This is a genomic window from Yersinia sp. 2553 StPb PI (assembly GCF_052217105.1).
GTDB lineage: Bacteria > Pseudomonadota > Gammaproteobacteria > Enterobacterales > Enterobacteriaceae > Yersinia > Yersinia enterocolitica_E.
Genome location: NZ_JAZGPX010000002.1, coordinates 994,338 through 1,014,688, shown reverse-complemented (window position 1 = coordinate 1,014,688; position 20,351 = coordinate 994,338). Strand labels below are relative to the sequence as shown.

Sequence of the window (20,351 nt, the reverse complement as noted above, 5' to 3'; positions counted from 1 at the left end):
TCGGCCGGTTCCCCTTAAGTTACCGGCCGTTCTCCATTAGAACTTATAATAATGCCGGACTAAGACTTGGCAGCATCCAGTGCCTGAGCAAGATCATTGAGAATGTCATCAATATGCTCAATACCAATCGATAGACGCACCATATCCCGTGGTACGCCCGCCTTGATCAGCTCTTCATCGTTAAGCTGACGGTGGGTGGTTGACGCTGGGTGGCAAGCCAGTGATTTGGCATCACCAATATTCACTAAGCGCACGATCAAATTCAGCGCATCTATAAAACGCCCGCCCGCCTCCTGGCCGCCATGAATACCAAATGACAATATTGAGGCTGGTTTGCCACCTAAATAGCGCTGGGCCAGTTCATGCTCAGGATGATCAGGTAAGCCTGCGTATTTAACCCAACTGACTTGTGGATGGTTTTGCAAATAGTGCGCGACTTTCAGCGCATTTTCAGTATGACGCTCCATACGCAAAGCCAATGTTTCCAGCCCCTGCAAAATCAGGAAAGCATTGAACGGCGATAACGCAGCGCCAGTATTGCGCAATGGCACCACCCGGCAACGGCCAATATAGGCAGCCGCGCCGAATTGCTCGGTATAGGTCACGCCATGATATGACGGATCAGGGGTATTTAATTGAGCAAAACGCTCAGGGTATTGCGTCCAAGGGAACTTACCCGAATCCACCACGATACCGCCAATACTGGAACCATGACCGCCGATATATTTGGTCAATGAATGAACCACAATATCCGCACCGTGTTCAAATGGTCGACACAAGATTGGTGTTGCGACGGTATTATCGACAATCAATGGCACACCATGGCGATGAACCGCATCAGCCAATTTTTTCAAATCAACAATATTCCCAGCAGGATTACCAATTGATTCACAGAAAACTGCTTTAGTTCGGTCATCGATTAAGGCTTCCAATGCGGCGATATCATCATGATCGGCAAAACGGGTTTCTATCCCATAACGCGGTAACGTATGCGCCAGCAGATTGTAAGTCCCGCCGTACAACTTGGCCACCGACACAATATTATCCCCCACTTCGGCAATGGTTTGGATAGCATAAGTAATCGCCGCCATACCGGAAGCCACGGCCAGAGCGGCAATCCCCCCTTCGAGAGCGGCAACCCGTTTCTCCAGTACATCATTGGTGGGGTTCATGATGCGCGAGTAAATATTGCCGGCGACTTTTAAATCAAACAGATCAGCGCCATGCTGGGTATCGTCAAAAGCAAAGGAGGAAGTCTGGTAAATAGGTACCGCAACGGCTTTGGTGGTGGGGTCCGGTGAATAACCTGCATGAATAGATAATGTTTCTAATTTCATTCTTTATCCCTTGTTATATGACAATAGCCAGCGCCGCTGCCAACACGATGATATAACGTGACTAGTCATATTCTTAACTGGCGACGGAGGTGATGAAGAGAATAACAATAGAGGAATTAATGAGCAGTACCTACCTACAAAAGTAATTATTTAGCTATTAATTATAATTAAACGATATCGACATCCTCTCAGCCGCCATTCAGCCAGGTAGCGCTACGTTTCATCTATTCCATCCTGATAGATAACTTTCTCTTCTTATAAATCAATATACTGAATAAAAATATCTCTTCAGGGCTTTTCTGTCCACACCTCGCCGCATATACTGTATGCATAACCAGTTATTTTGTAAATCAGTCGTTTTTTTGTTATCACGCTCTCCCCTTAGATAACGCATTTGGAGGCTTTATGGGTGCATTCGGCAATGCTGCACAGGACTATATTGAAAAGAGAATCGACCTTAATGAACACTGCATTGAGCACCCAGCCGCCACCTTTTTCATGACCGCCAAGGGTGACGCCCTGAGTGATGCAGGTATTAACAACGGCGCACTGCTGGTGATAGATCGCAGTTTGCAGGCACAGCACGGCGATATTGTCGTTGCAACCATCGGGGGTGAGTTCAATATTAAGCGGCTTTATTTACGACCGGTTCCCCGCCTTGAGGCGCTGAATGCAGCCACTCCCCCACTCATATTATGTGAAGGGGATGAAGAGTGGGTTATCTTTGGCGTCATTGTATTTAGCATCAATAAGTTACGATAATGTTTGCTCTCGTTGACGTGAACTCATTTTATGCCAGTTGTGAAACGGTATTCAGGCCTGATTTGTATGGTCGCCCTGTGGTGGTGTTATCCAATAACGATGGCTGCGTGATTGCCCGTAGCCGGGAGGCTAAGGTCGTGGGTATTCCAATGGGGGCACCCTATTTCAAGATACAGCAAGTTATCCATCAGCATCGTGTTGTCGCGTTTAGCAGTAATTACGCACTCTACAGTGATATGTCTGCGCGGGTCATGACTATTCTTGAACAACTGGCCCCAGGGATTGAAATTTACTCAATCGATGAGGCATTTCTCAATCTTAATGGTGTACAGCATTGCATTACACTAGAAGAGTTTGGTCAGGGCGTGCGTGATAAAGTACGCAAATTGACTGGCCTAAATGTCGGTGTAGGCATCGCCCCAAGCAAGACTCTCGCCAAGCTGGCAAACCATGCTGCTAAGTTATGGCATAAAACGGGCGGTGTAGTCGATTTGTCCAATCCCATACGTCAACGCAAATTGCTGGCGCTGATGCCAGCGGCACAGGTATGGGGCGTGGGCCAGCGTACCGCAAAAAAGCTGGCAGTGATGGGGATAACCACCGCCCTTCAATTATCAGAGGCCAGCCCCGCGCTTATTCGCAAAAACTTTAGCGTCGTACTGGAACGGACAGTGCGAGAATTGCGCGGAGAAGCTTGTCTGGCGGTGGCTGAGTTCGCACCTACAAAACAACAAATAATCTGTTCGCGCTCATTTAGTAAACGCATTACAGAATATCAAAGTATGCATGAAGCCGTTTGTAGCTATGCCGAGAAAGCAGCAGAAAAGCTACGCAAGGAGCACCAATACTGTTGCCATGTATCAACCTTTATCAAAACCAGCCCTTTTGCCCGTAACGAGGTCTATTACAGTAACCTCGCCAGCACTCGCCTCAACTTTCCGACCTTGGATTCAAGGGATATTATTGCCGCAGCTCTCAAATGCCTAGCGGCAATTTGGCGACCCGGTCACCATTACCTGAAAGCAGGTATTATGTTGGGAGATTTTTCAAATCAGGGTATCGCGCAATTGGGTCTATTTGATGAGAGCAAACCGTACATTAACAGTGAATCATTGATGGCGGCTATCGACAAAATTAATCAATCCGGTAAAAGTAAAATTGCGTTTATCGGGCAAGGAGTTAATCAAGAATGGCAGATGAAACGTGAAATGTTATCACCTGCATATACTACCCGAATTCAAGATTGTCCTATCGCGGTTATCCGGTAACATAACTTAACGAATACCTCGGTGTACTGCTTATAGATGAATGTCACGTGAAAACGTTGATGGTTGGCAACAGAGGCTTAGTCCGCCCCGCATATAGAAAGGAATATTATGGGTGAATTTACCGGTTTTACTCAACATGGGCTGACATTCTTACAGCACATTGCTCACAACAATAACAAAGAATGGTTCGAGGAACATCGCGATATCTATGATCAGCATCTACTACAGCCAGTGCGAAAACTGGTTACCGACCTGAGTTCAGATATGCTGACTATTGATGAACTGTTTGAAGTTCGTCCGGCGATTGGCAAGACAATTTCTCGCATGAATCGCGATACCCGTTTCTCTCATGATAAGTCACTCTATCGCAGCAATATTTGGTTAACATTTAAAAGATCGCGTAAAAATTGGACGGATGCTCCAACTTACTTTTTCGAATTTGGCCCAGACTGGTGGCGTTATGGGTTGGGGTATTACAGCGCCTCGCGAGAAACAATGGATCTTTTCAGACAACAACTGCTCCGTGCTCCGGCTGATTTTCTCACCATAGCTGACTGTATTTATCCCAATTTCTCGATTGAGGGAGAGAGTTACAAGCGCCCTTTGATTAAAGATCTACCACCGGCATTGGCGGTCTGGTACAACAAGAAGTCGTGGGCATTAATTAGCCACCGCAGAGATATGGATTTATTATTTTCCAGACAACTGGTTGACCGGTTGAGTAAAGACTTTCTCCGTCTTTCACCTATCTATGATTTTTTGATGAAAATTGAAAGCTTGAAGAAAAGTCATAATCACTTTAGCTAGGCGAGAAGATTTACCCTATCCACGGTGCAAAAGTACAATACTCAAATGGGTTTAATCCATTTACAAGCATCAAAACCTTGCAAGCTGCACAGATGAAACATTAGATTTAGAACAGCTTGCTATTAAACGTCCATACGGTCTTATTCATCTTTTACCCCTGCCTTTCAGGGGTTTTACCTTTGATAGCGACTCAACTAATACCCCCACTACTGTAACAAATAGTTATTCATATATTCATAATCAATGGTCAGTTGTAAATAAAAAACTCATGAGCATCATCTTTTGCAACATTCAAACAGATTTGAACTATGTTTTATCTAAATAATAGACAAACAACTAGATGCAAGAGAATTCATTCACTCTTTTCATCAATTATATTTAATGCAGCCCTACAGTAAAGATCCCATCTAGTTGTTTTTAATGTATTTTTATATAACTTACATCACTTTAAATAATAGAATTATAATTGAATAAAAAAATAAATTTAAATATATTAATCATTTAATAAATACAATCTTGCCCCAGAAAAGTGCAATAGCATGAATAATCAGCACCATTATGGGGAATCAATAATTTAATTAATAAAAGTATAAAGTTTTATCTTATGAGGCCGATTACCGTCTGTAGTTATTGTATTCACCTGTTATCAGGGAACTCCCCCATTTACTGAGGTTATTATGAGAGTGAACAAGCCTGTCAGTCGGCAGGAGTATCCCATTGATCGCGATACCACCTTGCAATCCACCACCGATATTCACGGCAATATCGCCTATGCCAATGCCGCCTTTGTTCGCGCCAGTGGTTTTGAATATCAGGACTTACTGAGTCAACCGCACAATGTTGTTCGGCACCCAGATATGCCACCCGCGGCATTTGCTGACATGTGGCAAACCCTGAATGCTGGCTTATCCTGGTCATCACTGGTTAAGAATCGCCGTAAAAATGGTGACTACTATTGGGTACGCGCTAATGCTACGCCATTACGTCATGATGGCCGTCTGACCGGTTATATTTCGGTACGCATTGCCCCCACTCGCGAAGAAGTTAAACAAGCGGAAGCACTGTATGTCGATTTTAATTCGGGTAAGGCCAGGCAGCGCCACATAGCACTATATCGAGGGTTAGTTGTTCGTACCGGTTGGTTGTCTTTATTGTCGTTGTTCCAAAAATTACCATTACGCTGGCGCTTGCGCGGGGCATTATTGGGGGCAGCTTTACTCCCTACTGTGGCCGCCGGAGTGATAGGGATAACCGGTTTGCCATTACTCGTTTTGGCCGCAGTTAGCGTTGCCAGCAGCGTGGTGACCTCCTGGTGGTTAGAACGTCAGGTTGCCCACCCTATCGCCGCAATTTTGCAACAAGCGCAAGATGTCTCTTCTGGGCAAGCGGGTGATTACGTACAGCTAAATCGCGTTGATGAAATTGGTTACTTGATGCGGAGTGTCAATCAATTAGGGCTGAATCTCCGTTCTCTGACGGATGACGTTAGCGGCCAGGTTGATGGTATTAACACTGCCAGCAGTGAAATTGCCGCAGGGAATCGTGAGTTAAAAGTTAGAACTGAACAGGCTACCGCCAACTTGCAGCATATCGTCAGCGCCACAGAACAATTAGTGGCCACAGTACAGCACAGTGCTAATAGTGCCAATGAAACCACATCGTTGGCCGCGATGAGCAGCCATGCTGCAGAACAAGGCAGCGAGTTGATGCATCAAGTCATTGAAACTATGGGTACGATTAATGCCTCCAGTCATCGTATTGTAGATATTATCAGTGTCATTGAAGGAATCGCCTTTCAGACCAACATTCTGGCGCTCAATGCGGCGGTTGAAGCGGCACGTGCTGGCGAACAAGGTCGAGGGTTTGCGGTAGTTGCCAGCGAGGTACGCCATCTGGCTCAGCGCTCTTCAACCGCGGCCAAAGAAATAAAACAATTAATTGAAACCAGTGTGGAGCGGGTTCGTGACGGTAGCGCCTTAGTGCAAAATGCTGGGGCCACCATGGATAATATCGTCAAACAAGCGGGTCAAGTTTCTACCCTAATCAGTGAAATCAGCACCTCAACCCATGAACAGACACAGGCACTTGGTCAAATTAACCAATCGATCGGTCAGTTAGATCAAATGACACACCAGAATGCGGCCATGGTTGAACAGTATGCCGGAGCGGCAGAAGAATTGGCGCATCGCACCCTGCGCCTAACAGCGGCTGTTCGAATTTACCGCCCAGTAAAATGAGATAGGTTGTTAGATACATAACGCTGAAATAGTGCCAGCACTGATACTCCAACGCCCTACTTCGGTAGGCTTTGGTGAGGTGTTTAAGAACAGCATCCAGTAATGTTCATATTAAAATTAGCGGAGAGTGTCGCAAGATATTCTCCGCTAATGTCAGATAAGATATGACCCGTCATGACTTAAGGCTATTGGCCTGACATCTCAGATGTAATCCTTTATTTTCAGCATAATATAATATGCCCAGTAGCCATAATACTGCCGCGTTTAACGTCGCCAGAAGGCTGAGTATCATTTTTTAAAAATATCACTTCGCTTTAATAAATAAACATAATTACAACGTTCCATCGTGGGATGAAAATTAATCGCCCCTAAAAAATGATAATAATCAAAATGATGACCAATCCTTAACTCAGCCATGTTCGGTAACTGTGTTAAATATAATAGCAGTGAAGATATACATAATTTACTCATAGAGTAACAATTAAAGGATTTGATAAATGAATTATCACACCACATACTTATAAAAAAATTAAACACAAAATAATATATTAAACGATAATTCCCCACAAAAAACACAATGTCATCATGTGCACCAAACTTAGCATTAACGATATTTATCACAAACAAATTAATAATAAGTTTGATAATTAAATAAACAGTAGAATAAGGTTATTTACAAAATATCAAACTGCAATATTACCAATTAATACTTATATATTGTTGCATAAAAATCTAAAAAAACACTTAACTATCGAGGTAAAAATCATGAGTAACAATAAATTACAACTTCGGCATGGCCGGGTCACTGATCCTCAAACACGAGGCTTGGTAGCAACTGATTTAGGATTGATTGCTGAATGGGAAAATAATGAAATGGAAGGAGGAAAAAACTTCCCTGATTTGACAGGCGGTTCTTTCGTCCCCCCTTACGAAATGGATAGTTGGAGCAACCCACCACCCCCTGATGGCCTTATTCTCAGTGGTGGTCACCGCGGTAATCGAGAGGTGGTGAATTTCACCGATAAAGAAATGCAACACAAGCTACGGTCTATCGGTCACCCTAATGATAACTTTACCTGGCCAACTATCGTGGTTAACCCAGGCAGTGACCTTGATATATATTGGGCCTACACTGTTGCTCATGTTACTCGTGGTTATCGTTGGTTTATTACCAAAGATGATTGGAACCCAGCAGAACGTATTACACGGGCTCAATTAGAGCCAGCACCGTTTTATGAAGATATCTATCCTTATGTTCCTTATTACTCGCACAACGATAAGTTAGTGGCTAAAATCGAGCACAAGGTTCATTTACCTAAAGGTAAAAAAGGCCATCACGTCATTATTCTGGCATGGATTGTTGCAGACTCAGGCAATGCGTTTTATCAAGCATGTGATGTCGACTTTGGTCAATAAATAATTAGGCTTTATCTAATTTAGCCAATCTCACTATGCAGGTGGATAAATTTCACCTGTATTTTTATACGATAGCAATAAATAAAAATCCCGCTATAGTAGTCAGGTAGTTACTCAATTATTAAATAAGGAGTTTTATGTCATCACTTAATCAAACATCTGTCCGCGCTCACAAAGGTGAAACTGATGCAAACTTACCTGGTGAAGATCATCTGATCGCCCATGAAGCTTTGCTTGTCGCGTTAATGGTTGAATGTGCTAATGAGTCAGATAACGATCAGTTCCTGGCCAGTGTCCGAGAGACGCTTAGCGGCATCTTACACTCAGCACGTTATCTGGATGCCAGCAAAATAGCCAAAGGCCTGCTCGATGAGGCTGATGATAAAGCCAACCGTTAGTCTATAGCCCTCATCATTGAGGGCTTTTTATTGGTTCATCCTCAGGGTCGTGCCGGTTGTTCAACAATGGCAATAACATGATAATCAACCAATTAAAACGACAACATGATCCATTAAGGTCACACGGTGGTATCGCGTCAGGCGATTAACCTGATTACCCGCATATACAGCAGCACTGTCGTCCTTACTACTGATATCTCCCATCTGAACACCGTATTTTCTGCATCATTGGCTGAAGTATCTACTGGAACATCGCTATCGTGGCGGCTGTACAGGCCTGTGCTAAGGCAAAGGTGAAGGAAATAATAATTGGGTGATCTAGTGACTAAAAAGTCATTTTCGCTCACTCTGTCCATGATTTTTATATGGTTTTACGTTATCGTTATTGTACTTTGCGTATTCGACCTAAAAGATCAATTCGGCAAGGTTTATGAAGCCAAAAAATACAAGGAGGAAAAGTGCTGCTGGATAAATTCTTGCTAGTTGCCATTATGGTTTTATTATCACTTTTTACCTGGTTGTTTTTCTCACCATACCATATGTATTCAATAGTTTATGAGTTTTTAGAGGTATTTGGTTTTAAAGAGGGATACAACAGTTTAGGCATCACTTCAGCCACGGCAACACCGGAATAAACAGATAAATAACAGGTGCCACATCGGGCACCTGTCTTATTTATTTCACAGCCAACTTTATTGACTACTGATTTCATTTTGCTCTTTCGGCGGCAGAACTGAATAACTGGCAACTATCGCCGTAAGAATAATAAACAGATGCCCTTCTGAAGAGTCGAGTAAGAAGGAATTAAACAAGTGGCAAGCCAAATAGGCACCAAGTAATGCAATCAGCACATTTCTAACCTGAGCAGATAAACGCCATGCGGAGCGGAAATAACACCACATCCATCCCAGGAATAAGGCTAACCCGACCAATCCCGACTGAACTGTCTGCATCAGATATTCATTATGTGGATTGATGCTATACGCACTTTGCGAGAAAGAATACCAAAAACCCCCAGCCCCATGACCCAATATCGGCGCATCCTCAATCAACTTCACTGAGGCGAGCATAAATGCGGTACGTAGCCCCATCGAGCTATCACAGGAAACATTAGCATCACCATTCGAGACGGCCAGACAGGTTTTAACCTCAGTCACGCCCTGCTGCAACCGATCTACCGCCCGGTTAGGCACCATAAGTACAATGGCCGCGACGATAAATGCGCAAACGACCATCGCCAAGCGCTGGCGGATTGACAGTGACAGTAACCCCCACAGGCCAAATGCCGCGGCCAATGCAACATAGCCGGTGCGGCCTTGCACCATAAACACAATGTTATAGATAGCCAAACACATCAACAGACCATAACCCCAACGCTTCCATCCTTGGCTTCTAAAAGCCAGAGCAAGCCAGATAACGGCGGCCAGTGCCATAAAGAAATTATGCGTAATTTGCAGTTTAAACACAGAGGGATTCAGTGGATCGATATGCCCCAACGGCAGATGGAGAAGGCCAACCCACAGGCTGGCTGCCAGGATAACGGCATTTGCCAGTAAAAAACCTTTGGCAAAATAGCCAGCCAATGAACGTGACAGCACAAAGAACATCGCTAACGGTAAGATATACAGTAATTTGGAGTACTTGCTGACCATCACTTTGCCGTATAGGTTATGCTGCCAGAGCAACGACAGTGCCAGCAGCATGAACATAATGGCAGGCAACCAAATCAACGGATTCTTTGCCAACGTTTTCACATAGCGAGTATCGCGGTTCAGCAGCAAACAGATGACAGCTAACACCATCGACAAATTCATTATGAAATTAGAAGTGGGTAGACCAATACCTAACAGGAATGCCGTAGCACAGGAAAACATGCCAACATATCGATGCACTGGCGCTGAGCCGGGCAAAGAAGTAGAAACCGGAGAAATCATAAGTCACTCACTTCGAATTGATAATCAGTTGAGGCTATCAGATACCTTTTCGCAAAGGATAGCAGCCCCAATTTACGCCATAACCAACCATCAGATAACCACTAGCTATGGCAATATTTTGTGGCGAGTGCCGTTATGCTGCCAGTGATCTAAACAAGTAACGGAACCACCATAATGGTCGCCACCAAAGCTTGCGTTCAGGCACCGTCGGCACACGTGAATGCACTTTTTTAATTTCCCAGTTAAAGTTAAGAAATATCCGGCTATGGCCATATTCTGCACCAAACCGTGCAATTTCACTCTTCTTCCGGTCATCAATCGGGGCGTTGTGAGTCAAATCACGATCCAGAGAATGGTAGCTTTTCTTCCTATCTACATTACGCTCAATGCATCGGTACTGCTTAGGCAGATAACGTGGTGTGCTACCATGATCTTTATGGAACTTCACAAACCGATAATCCTCCGAGCCATAATGGCCAGCGAACTCTTCATCATACCCATACAACCTAAAGAACCGTGCTCTGGACATGAAGAACAGGTTAGGATGGCCACGATAGGCTTTACCTGTTTTTTCATCTGTGCGGTAGATACGATATAGGGAACGGCCAGGGTTACGGGCATTCACCAAATAACGCAGGGTGTCTGCCGGTAGCAAGCAATCTAAATCAGTAATGATAATCTTATCTGACTTCGCGTATGTCACCCCCAGATTCCGAGAGCCGGCCTGATTCCACTGAATATCAGTGGTTATTCTTAACCACGTGAAATTCAAATCATAATCCTTTACGTCATACTCTAATGGCGAGCAATCATCGACGATGACAAACTCCACTGCATCTTTAATATCATCAGGGTAAGTTTCATATTCCTTCAACAAAGATTCAACAGAATCCATATTTCCCTGATTACAGTAAAAATGAGTTACATAAGTCAGTTTGATATGCTGCTTATCTAACGGATGCCGTGCTTTAACAATTTCTACATCCTTTGTCACAATGTAAACCTCTGTTTTAAGAGAGAAAATAAAGAATAAGATTTTTATAATATCTTGAAAACTGCGAGCTAAATAAGCTCAGTACAATTCGCCAGCAGCTATATGCCAAATAACTTGCGGTAAAGGATAAAGAGTTACCATAATCAGTCAAATATTTTCTTCATATATTCCTACCGCAAGAACAGTTTGAGAGGTGAATAACAATTTAATAACAAATAAGAGATAAATCTGTACTAGTAGATATTTAAGCAATCAACTTCGTCCCTTCTTGGGATAAAAAAAGCCTCACGGTAGCTTAAACTCCCGCGAGGCTTTGTTCTGCTCAACAATTTACATGTTGTCGATGATATCTTGACCAAACTCGCTACATTTGCGCAGTTTAGCGCCATCCATCAGGCGTTCGAAATCATAAGTCACGGTCTTGGCCTGAATTGCGCCTTCGGTGCCTTTGATAATCAAGTCAGCCGCTTCGAACCAACCCATATGACGTAGCATCATTTCTGCGGACAGAATGATTGAGCCTGGGTTCACTTTATCCTGACCAGCATATTTTGGTGCAGTGCCGTGAGTGGCCTCAAACAAAGCACAATCATCACCAATGTTGGCACCCGGAGCAATACCGATACCGCCAACCTGAGCAGCCAAGGCGTCAGAGATGTAATCACCATTCAGGTTCATACAGGCGATAACATCATATTCAGCAGGACGCAGCAGAATTTGTTGCAGGAAGGCATCAGCAATCACATCTTTGATAATGATCTCTTTGCCATTATTGGGGTTCTTGATTTTAACCCAAGGACCGCCATCGATCAGCTCACCACCAAATTCCTCACGTGCTAACTGGTAACCCCAGTCTTTAAAGGCACCTTCGGTGAATTTCATAATGTTGCCTTTATGAACCAGAGTTACTGATTCACGATCGTTGGTAATTGCATACTCAATTGCCGCACGAACCAAGCGCTTAGTCCCTTCTTCTGAGCAAGGTTTGATACCAATACCGCATTGTTCAGGGAAACGGATTTTCTTCACACCCATCTCTTCACGCAGGAACTTAATCACTTTTTCAGCTTCTGGTGAACCGGCTTTCCATTCGATTCCAGCATAGATATCTTCCGCGTTTTCGCGGAAAATCACCATGTTGGTCAATTCAGGGTGTTTTACCGGGCTTGGGGTCCCTTCGTAATAACGCACCGGACGCAGGCACACATACAGATCAAGTTGTTGGCGCAAAGCAACGTTCAACGAACGAATACCGCCACCGACCGGGGTAGTCAATGGGCCTTTAATCGCCACGCGGTACTCACGAATCAGATCCAATGTTTCTTCTGGCAGCCAAACATCTTTGCCATAAACATGCGTTGACTTCTCACCGGTGTAGATTTCCATCCAGGAGATTTTACGCTCACCTTTATAGGCTTTCTTAACCGCGGCATCTACCACGTGGATCATGGCAGGGGTCACATCAACGCCGATACCATCACCTTCAATAAATGGAATGATCGGATTATGCGGAACAACCAGTTTACCCTGAGCATCGACAGTAATTTTCTTACCTTCTGCCGGAACAACTACTTTGCTTTCCATCAACCTTCTCCTTCAGCGCAATTTTGTTAATGCCTTGTAAGATTCGTGTCAATACTACTTGAATATTCGTTCCACGCCAATCCGAAACGGATTGAGGTATAATGCGCTAATCATTCGGAATCGCAATAAACATGAATAAATTCTCTGTTAAAAATCACAAAGTTAACCGATTCAGCACCAAGACGCCGGCCAAACGGGTAAAGCCTGTCGGCCCAAGGAGAGTGTTGTTATTCAACAAACCTTTCGATGTCTTGCCACAATTTACCGATGAGTCTGGCCGTAGCACATTGAAGGAATTTATCCCCTTTAACGACGTTTATGCCGCAGGCAGACTCGATCGCGACAGTGAAGGTTTACTGGTATTAACCAATGATGGCAAGTTGCAAGCCAAACTCACCCAACCGGGCGAGAAAACAGGTAAAATCTATTTTGTACAAGTAGAAGGAATACCTGGCGATGATGCTCTCGGCCAATTACGCCGTGGTGTCACCTTAAAAGATGGCCCTACCTTACCCGCAGGGGCTGAGTTGGTTAATGAACCTGAGTGGCTATGGCCGCGGGTGCCCCCGATCAGAGAGCGCAAAAATAGTCCTACCTGCTGGCTACAGATCACACTTTACGAAGGTCGTAATCGGCAAGTGCGCAGAATGACGGCCCATATTGGCTTCCCTACCCTGCGTCTGATACGGTTTAGTGTAGGAAATTTAAGCCTTGCCGACCTACAGCCCGGCGAATGGAAGGAGATTAACTATGTTTAAGCCCCATGTAACTGTCGCTTGTGTTGTGCACGCACAAGGGAAATTCTTAGTTGTCGAAGAGACGATTAATGGCAAAAAACTATGGAATCAACCGGCTGGACATTTGGAAGCCAATGAAACTCTGTTGCAAGCCGCAGAGAGAGAGTTGTGGGAAGAGACCGGAATTCGCGCCACACCGCAATCTTTTCTGCGAATGCATCAATGGATAGCCCCGGACAAGACCCCATTTTTGCGCTTCGCTTTCGTTATTGAACTGCTGGCCCCCTTACCCACCCATCCTCATGATAGTGATATTGATTGCTGTCGGTGGCTCTTGGCTGATGAAATACTGCAATCAGCCAATTTACGTTCACCATTAGTGGCCGAGAGTATCCGCTGTTACCAACAACCCGAACGTTATTCCCTTGATCTGGTTGGTTCTTTTAACTGGCCTTTATAAAAAGTAGCGTTGATTTACTCAGGTAATTTCGTCGAGAGCGCGAATCTAGAATGCAGCCGAGCGGTCAACGTGATAAAATCCGGCGCTTGTTTTTATAATGCCTTGCCCGTGGCGATAAAGTGTTCGGATAGTGCTATCCGCCTTGGTCTCTATCAGAAGCTTAGGTATTTACGTTAGTGAGACTCCCATGTCAGATAATAGCCAGAAAAAAGTAATCGTCGGTATGTCCGGCGGTGTCGACTCTTCCGTTTCCGCCTACCTGCTTCAGCAACAGGGTTACCAAGTTGCCGGTTTGTTCATGAAGAATTGGGAAGAGGATGATGGCGAAGAGTATTGCTCAGCAGCGACCGATTTGGCCGATGCGCAAGCAGTATGCGACAAACTGGGCATGGAGTTGCACACCGTCAATTTTGCCGCAGAATATTGGGATAACGTGTTCGAATTGTTCCTGGAAGAATATAAAGCCGGGCGCACACCTAACCCTGATATTCTGTGTAATAAAGAGATCAAGTTTAAAGCTTTCCTTGAGTTTGCCGCCGAAGACTTAGGGGCTGACTATATTGCCACTGGCCACTATGTCCGCCGCCAGGATGTCAATGGCAAAAGCCGTTTACTACGTGGTCTGGATGGCAATAAAGATCAAAGTTACTTCCTCTATACATTAAGCCACGAACAACTGGCCCAAAGCCTATTCCCGGTCGGCGAACTGGAAAAACCTGAAGTGCGCCGTATCGCCGAGCAACTTGATCTGGTCACCGCCAAGAAAAAAGACTCCACCGGCATCTGCTTTATCGGTGAGCGCAAATTCCGTGATTTCCTGGGGCGTTATCTGCCCGCACAACCCGGCCCTATCATGACTGTTGACGGTCAGCATATGGGCGAGCATCAGGGGTTGATGTATCACACCTTGGGGCAACGTAAAGGGCTGGGTATCGGTGGCACCAAAGATGGCGGTGATGACCCATGGTATGTGGTAGATAAAGATGTCGCCAATAATATCTTGCTTGTGGCGCAAGGACATGAACATCCACGGTTAATGTCAGTCGGTCTGATAGCCCAACAGTTGCATTGGGTTGACCGTCAACCGATAACCGCCGCTTTTCAGTGTGTGGTGAAAACACGCTACCGTCAGCAGGATATTCCCTGCACCGTCACCCCGCTGGATGATGAGCGTATCGAGGTCAGATTCGATAGCCCGGTTGCCGCAGTAACCCCGGGGCAGTCCGCTGTATTTTATCAAGGTGAAGTCTGCCTTGGCGGCGGTATCATTGAAGAGCGTTATCCACTGACTGACGTAGTAACAAACTAAATCAGCCCAGCAATGAACCAGAACGTTTACAGGAGTGACCGTGGCGAAGAATTATTATGACATTACGCTGGCACTGGCAGGGATCTGCCAGTCCGCTCGCTTGGTTCAGCAACTGGCTCATGAAGGCCAGTGCGATAATGAGGCATTGAACACCATCTTGGGCGGGCTACTACAGACCGACCCACCGTCAACACTTGCGGTGTACGGCGGTAATGAGCAATCGCTGAAAATGGGATTGGAGACGCTACAAACGGTCTTAAATGCCAATCGTCAGGGGCCAGCAGCAGAATTAACTCGCTATACCCTCAGCTTAATGGTGTTAGAACGCAAGCTCAATGGCAATAAGCCTGCCATGAATACATTGGGTGACCGAATCAATCAGCTTGATCGCCAACTGGCACATTTCGATCTTGAATCAGAAACAATGATGAGTTCACTGGCATCCATTTATACTGATGTCATCAGCCCTCTCGGCCCACGCATTCAGGTTACCGGTTCACCCGCTATTTTACAAAGCACGTTGGTGCAGGCAAAAGTTCGTGCCGCCCTGCTGGCGGGTATTCGCTCAGCCGTGCTTTGGCAACAAGTCGGTGGAAGCCGCTTGCAGTTAATGTTTTCGCGAAATCGTCTTTTTAAACAGGCACAGAGTATTCTTGCTCATAATTGAACCATACCAAAGTAATTGGAGTTGCCACCGATGGAATTATCCTCACTGACCGCCGTTTCACCTATTGATGGTCGCTACGGCGACAAAGTCAGCGCACTGCGCCCAATCTTTAGCGAATTCGGTTTGCTGAAATTCCGCGTGCAGGTCGAAGTACGTTGGCTGCAAAAACTGGCCGCCTGCGCAGAGATCAAAGAAGTTCCGGCTTTTGATGCCGACGCAAACGCTTACCTTGACAAGATCGTGCAACAGTTCAACGAACAAGATGCACAGCGCATCAAAACCATTGAGCGCACGACTAATCATGATGTGAAAGCTGTTGAGTATTTCCTGAAAGAAAAAGTAGCGAGTGTTCCGGCGTTGCACGCAGTCTCAGAATTTATTCACTTTGCTTGTACTTCAGAAGATATCAATAACTTATCCCACGCCTTAATGTTGCAAACCGCCCGTCAGGATGTGGTATTGCCAATGTGGCGGCAGATTATTGATTCAATTAAAGCGCTGGCCCACCAGTACCGTGATTTGCCACTGCTGTCCCGTACCCATGGTCAGCCAGCCACACCTTCAACCATCGGTAAAGAACTGGCTAACGTTGCTTACCGTATGGAGCGCCAGTTCCGTCAACTGTCACAAGTGGAAATTCTGGGTAAAATCAACGGTGCAGTAGGTAACTATAATGCTCACATCGTTGCTTATCCTGAAGTGGACTGGCATCAGTTCAGCGAAAGTTTTGTCACGTCGCTGGGGATCAACTGGAACCCATACACTACGCAAATTGAACCTCATGATTACATTGCCGAACTGTTTGATTGTGTTGCCCGTTTCAATACTATCCTGATCGATTTTGACCGTGATATTTGGGGTTACGTTGCCCTAAATCATTTCAAACAAAAAACTATCGCCGGTGAAATCGGTTCAAGCACCATGCCCCATAAAGTGAACCCCATTGATTTCGAAAACTCCGAAGGCAATTTGGGCATGTCCAATGCGGTGCTCGGACATCTGGCCAGTAAATTACCGGTTTCCCGCTGGCAGCGCGACCTGACTGACTCCACAGTGCTCCGTAATTTAGGTGTTGGTTTGGGCTATGCGTTAATAGCCTATCAGGCGACAATGAAAGGCATTAGCAAGTTGGAAGTCAACGAAACGCACCTACTGGATGAGCTTGATCACAACTGGGAAGTTCTGGCTGAGCCGATCCAAACCGTAATGCGCCGTTATGGCATTGAAAAACCGTATGAAAAACTCAAAGAACTCACCCGTGGCAAGCGGGTAGATGCCGCAGGCATGCAGGCATTTATCGATGGCCTTGCCTTACCGGAAGAAGAAAAAACCCGGTTGAAAGCAATGACGCCCGCTAATTATATTGGCCGGGCAGCCACTATGGTCGATGAATTAAAGTAATTTTTTAATCCCTAATACAGGTGGTAGCCCTATGCCACCTGTATTATCCTCCTGATTTCTCTTATTTTCCTGCGTACTCTCCCCTCCTGTTTAGCAACGGTTTAGCCGTTATCATCGATAATATCCGCGATGCCAAAAGGACGTTACAATTGCAGGAGCTATTATTATATGTTGAAGCAAACCTTATTATCTCTCGCCCTGATGGGTACCTGTACAGCCGCAATAGCAGGTGATTACACTTATGTAGCGGGTGGCTTGCAATACGGTGCCATCAGCAATAAGGCCCGTTTTGATAAACAGTTTGACCAAAAAAAGTACAGCCAGACTGGTAATCGCGAGATGGGCGGCATTTATCTGAATGGTGGCTATGGATTTGATAATGATCTCTTTATTGATGCCCGCCTGAACAGTATTGCCAATAACGATCGCGGCCTTGCACAAGCAGTGCTCGGCTTGGGGTACCACTTTGCTTTTTCACCTAATATCGATTTTTATAGCTTAGTGGGTGGCAGCCGCCATGCGATGGTATTTGATGCCAGCAAAGACGGTAAAAAAACCAATACCTACAATAGCGCTACCGGTGAAATCGGTATTAAGAGCAAACTCACGCAAAGTATCGGTATGGATGTTGCCTATCGCCTGGCAAATTATGACCACCGGGCATTCCATGAAGCGCGAATTACGACGAGCTACGCCTTAACACAGAGCCTTGCAGCGGAAGTAGGTTACACCTACCATAACTGGAAAGTGAGTGATCAAGCAATGCAAGCAGGTTTACGTTACAACTTCTAAGTCATTGATTTTAATTATTTACTTGCCGGGTAATATTGAGTTGCCCGGTTAAGTCTTATCGAGGAATGTGGTATGCGGGTTCTGGTTGTGGAAGATAATGCTTTATTGCGTCACCATCTTACCGTGCAAATGCGTGAAATGGGCCATCAGGTTGATGCAGCGGAAGATGCTAAAGAAGCAGACTATTTCTTGCAAGAGCATGCCCCGGATATCGCGATTATTGATCTCGGCCTTCCCGGGGAAGATGGCTTAAGTCTTATTCGTCGCTGGCGCAGTCATCAAACAAACTTACCTATTCTGGTGCTCACAGCACGGGAAAGCTGGCAAGATAAAGTCGCCGTGCTGGAAGCGGGTGCCGATGATTACGTGACTAAGCCCTTTCATCTTGAAGAAGTCATCGCACGGATGCAGGCGTTGATGCGCCGCAATATTGGTTTAGCATCTCAGGTAATTGAATTCCCTCCGTTTCAGATTGACCTCTCGCGCCGAGAGTTGTGTGTCAATCAGCAACAGATTAAACTGACGGCCTTTGAATACACTATCATCGAAACCCTTATTCGTAATGCCGGTAAAGTGGTCAGCAAAGATACGCTCATGCTGCAACTCTATCCTGATGCAGAACTACGTGAGAGCCACACCATCGATGTATTAATGGGCCGTTTGCGTAAAAAGCTACTGGCAGAACATGAAGGCGAAGTGATTACGACCATCCGAGGTCAGGGATACCGTTTTGACGCCAGCTAGACACTATGTTCAGGAAAAATAGCAAACCGTTCTCTCTTCGTGCGCGTTTTCTTATGGCGACAGCAGGTGTCATTTTAGCGCTGTCGTTATCTTATGGCATGGTTGCCGTGGTTGGGTACATTGTCAGCTTTGATAAAAATACCTTCAGTGCCCATCGCGGTGAAAGTAACTTATTTTTCAGTTTGGCTCAGTGGCATGATAATAAACTGAGTATTTCGGTTCCCCCTGAACTTGAACTGAACATCCCAACGTTGGTGCTGATTTATGACAAAGACGGCAATATTTTGTGGCGTCAGCGCCATGTGCCCGAGCTTGAATCGCATATCGAAAAAAGTTGGTTACAAAAACCCGGCTTCTACGAACTGGATACCGGGACACACATCAGTAGCATGATGTTGGGTGATAACCCCAAAGCCCAAGACCAGCTAAAAAAATATGACGATACTGATAACAGCGCCCTAACGCACTCAATCTCCGTCAATACTTATCCTGCGACCTCACGCTTACCACAGCTCACCATTGTGGTCGTAGATACCATCCCGCAGGAGTTACAACGTTCTGACTTGGTGTGGAACTGGTTTAGCTATGTGTTACTGGCTAATTTGCTGTTGGTGGTTCCCTTACTGTGGCTGGCGGCCTACTGGAGCCTGCGGCCAATTAAAGCACTGGTCAGTCAAATCAGTCAGTTGGAAAAAGGTGAACGCGAACAACTGGATGAAAATCCACCGCGTGAATTACAGAGTTTGGTTCGAAACCTCAATATTTTGCTCACCAATGAGCGTCAACGTTACACCAAGTATCGCACAACCTTGTCGGATCTCACCCACAGCCTTAAGACCCCACTGGCGGTATTACAGACCACCCTGCGTTCTTTACGTACCGGCAAGCAGACGACCATCGAAGAGGTCGAACCTATCATGCTAGAGCAGATAAGCCGTATCTCTCAGCAAATTGGCTATTACCTGCACCGCGCCAGTATGCGTTCCGAACAGAATGTACTGGTCCGGGAAATCCACTCGGTACCGGCGCTGTTAGACAGCTTGTGCAGCGCACTGAATAAAGTCTATCAGCGTAAAGGGGTAGTACTCACGCTGGATATCTCACCTGAAGTCACCTTCCTTGGTGATAAAAATGACTTTATGGAAGTGATGGGCAACGTACTGGATAACGCTTGCAAGTATTGTCTTGAATTCGTTGAAATTACCGCCCTACACTCTGAAAAACAGCTAACTATTGTGGTGGATGATGATGGACCGGGTATTCCTGAAAATAAGCGGTTGCTGATTTTCCAGCGCGGCCAGCGAGTTGACACTTTGCGCCCTGGACAAGGGCTGGGGCTATCAGTGGCCGCCGAAATTATTGAACAGTATCAAGGTGAGATTTCCATCACTGAAAGCCCGTTAGGTGGAGCCAAAATGATGGTAACTTTTGGCCAGCAACATGATTATCACGATGATTAACAAAATTTGCCTGCCAACCCCTGATACTAAAGGCCGGCTTCCGT

At 45.5% G+C, this 20,351-nt stretch carries 19 protein-coding genes and 1 pseudogene; 15 read left to right on the top strand and 5 right to left on the bottom strand.

Going from position 1 to position 20,351, the window contains the following annotated elements:
- Positions 1 to 59 precede the first annotated feature (59 nt).
- On the bottom strand, positions 60 to 1,337 hold the full coding sequence (locus V2A84_RS05865) for a bifunctional O-acetylhomoserine aminocarboxypropyltransferase/cysteine synthase (RefSeq protein WP_083158561.1): 1,278 nt from the start codon (positions 1,335 to 1,337) through the stop codon (positions 60 to 62).
- Between the two features lie 405 nt (positions 1,338 to 1,742).
- On the opposite strand from V2A84_RS05865, the gene umuD reads away from it, so the two are divergent.
- The 4 genes from umuD (at position 1,743) to V2A84_RS05845 (ending at position 6,411) form a co-directional block, all read left to right on the top strand.
- The gene (gene umuD, locus V2A84_RS05860; RefSeq protein WP_032905840.1) at positions 1,743 to 2,099 is read left to right on the top strand and encodes a translesion error-prone DNA polymerase V autoproteolytic subunit; all 357 of its coding nucleotides are present in this window, start codon (positions 1,743 to 1,745) and stop codon (positions 2,097 to 2,099) included.
- Entirely contained in the window at positions 2,099 to 3,367 is a 1,269-nt protein-coding gene (gene umuC, locus V2A84_RS05855) for a translesion error-prone DNA polymerase V subunit UmuC (protein ID WP_083158560.1), read from the top strand. Before umuD ends, umuC begins: the two co-directional genes overlap by 1 nt.
- 108 nt (positions 3,368 to 3,475) lie before the next feature.
- Entirely contained in the window at positions 3,476 to 4,174 is a 699-nt protein-coding gene (locus V2A84_RS05850; RefSeq protein ID WP_083158559.1) for a DUF2461 domain-containing protein, read from the top strand.
- Between the two features lie 677 nt (positions 4,175 to 4,851).
- Positions 4,852 to 6,411: a methyl-accepting chemotaxis protein gene (locus V2A84_RS05845; protein WP_083158558.1), complete on the top strand. Its 1,560-nt coding sequence runs from the start codon at positions 4,852 to 4,854 to the stop codon at positions 6,409 to 6,411.
- Between the two features lie 43 nt (positions 6,412 to 6,454).
- On the opposite strand, the pseudogene V2A84_RS05840 reads toward V2A84_RS05845, so the two are convergent.
- Positions 6,455 to 6,703 (bottom strand): annotated as a pseudogene (locus tag V2A84_RS05840) (IS4 family transposase); the annotation flags it as partial.
- Between the two features lie 473 nt (positions 6,704 to 7,176).
- On the opposite strand from V2A84_RS05840, the gene V2A84_RS05835 reads away from it, so the two are divergent.
- The 3 genes from V2A84_RS05835 (at position 7,177) to V2A84_RS05825 (ending at position 8,860) form a co-directional block, all read left to right on the top strand.
- Positions 7,177 to 7,827 carry a lytic polysaccharide monooxygenase auxiliary activity family 9 protein gene (locus tag V2A84_RS05835; protein WP_083158557.1) on the top strand — a complete coding sequence of 217 codons (651 nt, stop codon included), beginning with the start codon at positions 7,177 to 7,179 and terminating at the stop codon, positions 7,825 to 7,827.
- A gap of 137 nt (positions 7,828 to 7,964) precedes the next feature.
- Positions 7,965 to 8,225 (top strand): hypothetical protein, encoded by a 261-nt coding sequence (locus tag V2A84_RS05830; protein ID WP_083158556.1) that lies wholly within the window; start codon positions 7,965 to 7,967, stop codon positions 8,223 to 8,225.
- A 458-nt stretch (positions 8,226 to 8,683) separates the two neighbouring features.
- Positions 8,684 to 8,860: a hypothetical protein gene (locus V2A84_RS05825; RefSeq protein WP_193784641.1), complete on the top strand. Its 177-nt coding sequence runs from the start codon at positions 8,684 to 8,686 to the stop codon at positions 8,858 to 8,860.
- A gap of 57 nt (positions 8,861 to 8,917) precedes the next feature.
- Here V2A84_RS05825 and V2A84_RS05820 read toward each other — a convergent pair whose 3' ends face one another.
- The 3 genes from V2A84_RS05820 to icd all read right to left on the bottom strand — a co-directional run bounded on the left by V2A84_RS05820 (position 8,918) and on the right by icd (position 12,737).
- Positions 8,918 to 10,159, bottom strand: a complete 1,242-nt coding sequence (locus V2A84_RS05820; RefSeq protein ID WP_372569279.1) for an O-antigen ligase family protein — start codon at positions 10,157 to 10,159, stop codon at positions 8,918 to 8,920.
- Between the two features lie 133 nt (positions 10,160 to 10,292).
- Positions 10,293 to 11,153, bottom strand: coding sequence for a glycosyltransferase family A protein (locus tag V2A84_RS05815; protein ID WP_083158555.1), 861 nt, complete (start codon positions 11,151 to 11,153; stop codon positions 10,293 to 10,295).
- A gap of 330 nt (positions 11,154 to 11,483) precedes the next feature.
- Positions 11,484 to 12,737 (bottom strand): NADP-dependent isocitrate dehydrogenase, encoded by a 1,254-nt coding sequence (gene icd / locus V2A84_RS05810; protein ID WP_005183101.1) that lies wholly within the window; start codon positions 12,735 to 12,737, stop codon positions 11,484 to 11,486.
- Positions 12,738 to 12,868: 131 nt separating this feature from the next.
- Here icd and rluE point away from each other — a divergent pair, with 131 nt between their 5' ends.
- The 8 genes from rluE to phoQ all read left to right on the top strand — a co-directional run bounded on the left by rluE (position 12,869) and on the right by phoQ (position 20,307).
- On the top strand, positions 12,869 to 13,495 hold the full coding sequence (gene rluE, locus V2A84_RS05805) for a 23S rRNA pseudouridine(2457) synthase RluE (protein ID WP_083158554.1): 627 nt from the start codon (positions 12,869 to 12,871) through the stop codon (positions 13,493 to 13,495).
- Positions 13,488 to 13,934: an NUDIX hydrolase gene (locus V2A84_RS05800; RefSeq protein ID WP_083158553.1), complete on the top strand. Its 447-nt coding sequence runs from the start codon at positions 13,488 to 13,490 to the stop codon at positions 13,932 to 13,934. The genes rluE and V2A84_RS05800 overlap by 8 nt, the downstream gene beginning before the upstream one ends.
- A gap of 187 nt (positions 13,935 to 14,121) precedes the next feature.
- The gene (gene mnmA / locus V2A84_RS05795; RefSeq protein WP_442847748.1) at positions 14,122 to 15,243 is read left to right on the top strand and encodes a tRNA 2-thiouridine(34) synthase MnmA; all 1,122 of its coding nucleotides are present in this window, start codon (positions 14,122 to 14,124) and stop codon (positions 15,241 to 15,243) included.
- A 40-nt stretch (positions 15,244 to 15,283) separates the two neighbouring features.
- A complete protein-coding gene (gene hflD, locus V2A84_RS05790; RefSeq protein WP_083158551.1) occupies positions 15,284 to 15,910 on the top strand; it encodes a high frequency lysogenization protein HflD in 627 nt (208 codons plus the stop codon).
- A gap of 30 nt (positions 15,911 to 15,940) precedes the next feature.
- Positions 15,941 to 17,311: an adenylosuccinate lyase gene (gene purB / locus V2A84_RS05785; RefSeq protein WP_083158550.1), complete on the top strand. Its 1,371-nt coding sequence runs from the start codon at positions 15,941 to 15,943 to the stop codon at positions 17,309 to 17,311.
- Between the two features lie 168 nt (positions 17,312 to 17,479).
- Positions 17,480 to 18,103 (top strand): YPO1635 family putative outer membrane beta-barrel protein, encoded by a 624-nt coding sequence (locus V2A84_RS05780; RefSeq protein ID WP_083158549.1) that lies wholly within the window; start codon positions 17,480 to 17,482, stop codon positions 18,101 to 18,103.
- Positions 18,104 to 18,175: 72 nt separating this feature from the next.
- Positions 18,176 to 18,847, top strand: coding sequence for a two-component system response regulator PhoP (phoP, locus tag V2A84_RS05775; protein WP_042569971.1), 672 nt, complete (start codon positions 18,176 to 18,178; stop codon positions 18,845 to 18,847).
- Between the two features lie 5 nt (positions 18,848 to 18,852).
- The gene (gene phoQ / locus V2A84_RS05770; RefSeq protein ID WP_083158547.1) at positions 18,853 to 20,307 is read left to right on the top strand and encodes a two-component system sensor histidine kinase PhoQ; all 1,455 of its coding nucleotides are present in this window, start codon (positions 18,853 to 18,855) and stop codon (positions 20,305 to 20,307) included.
- The last annotated feature ends 44 nt before the right edge of the window (positions 20,308 to 20,351 follow it).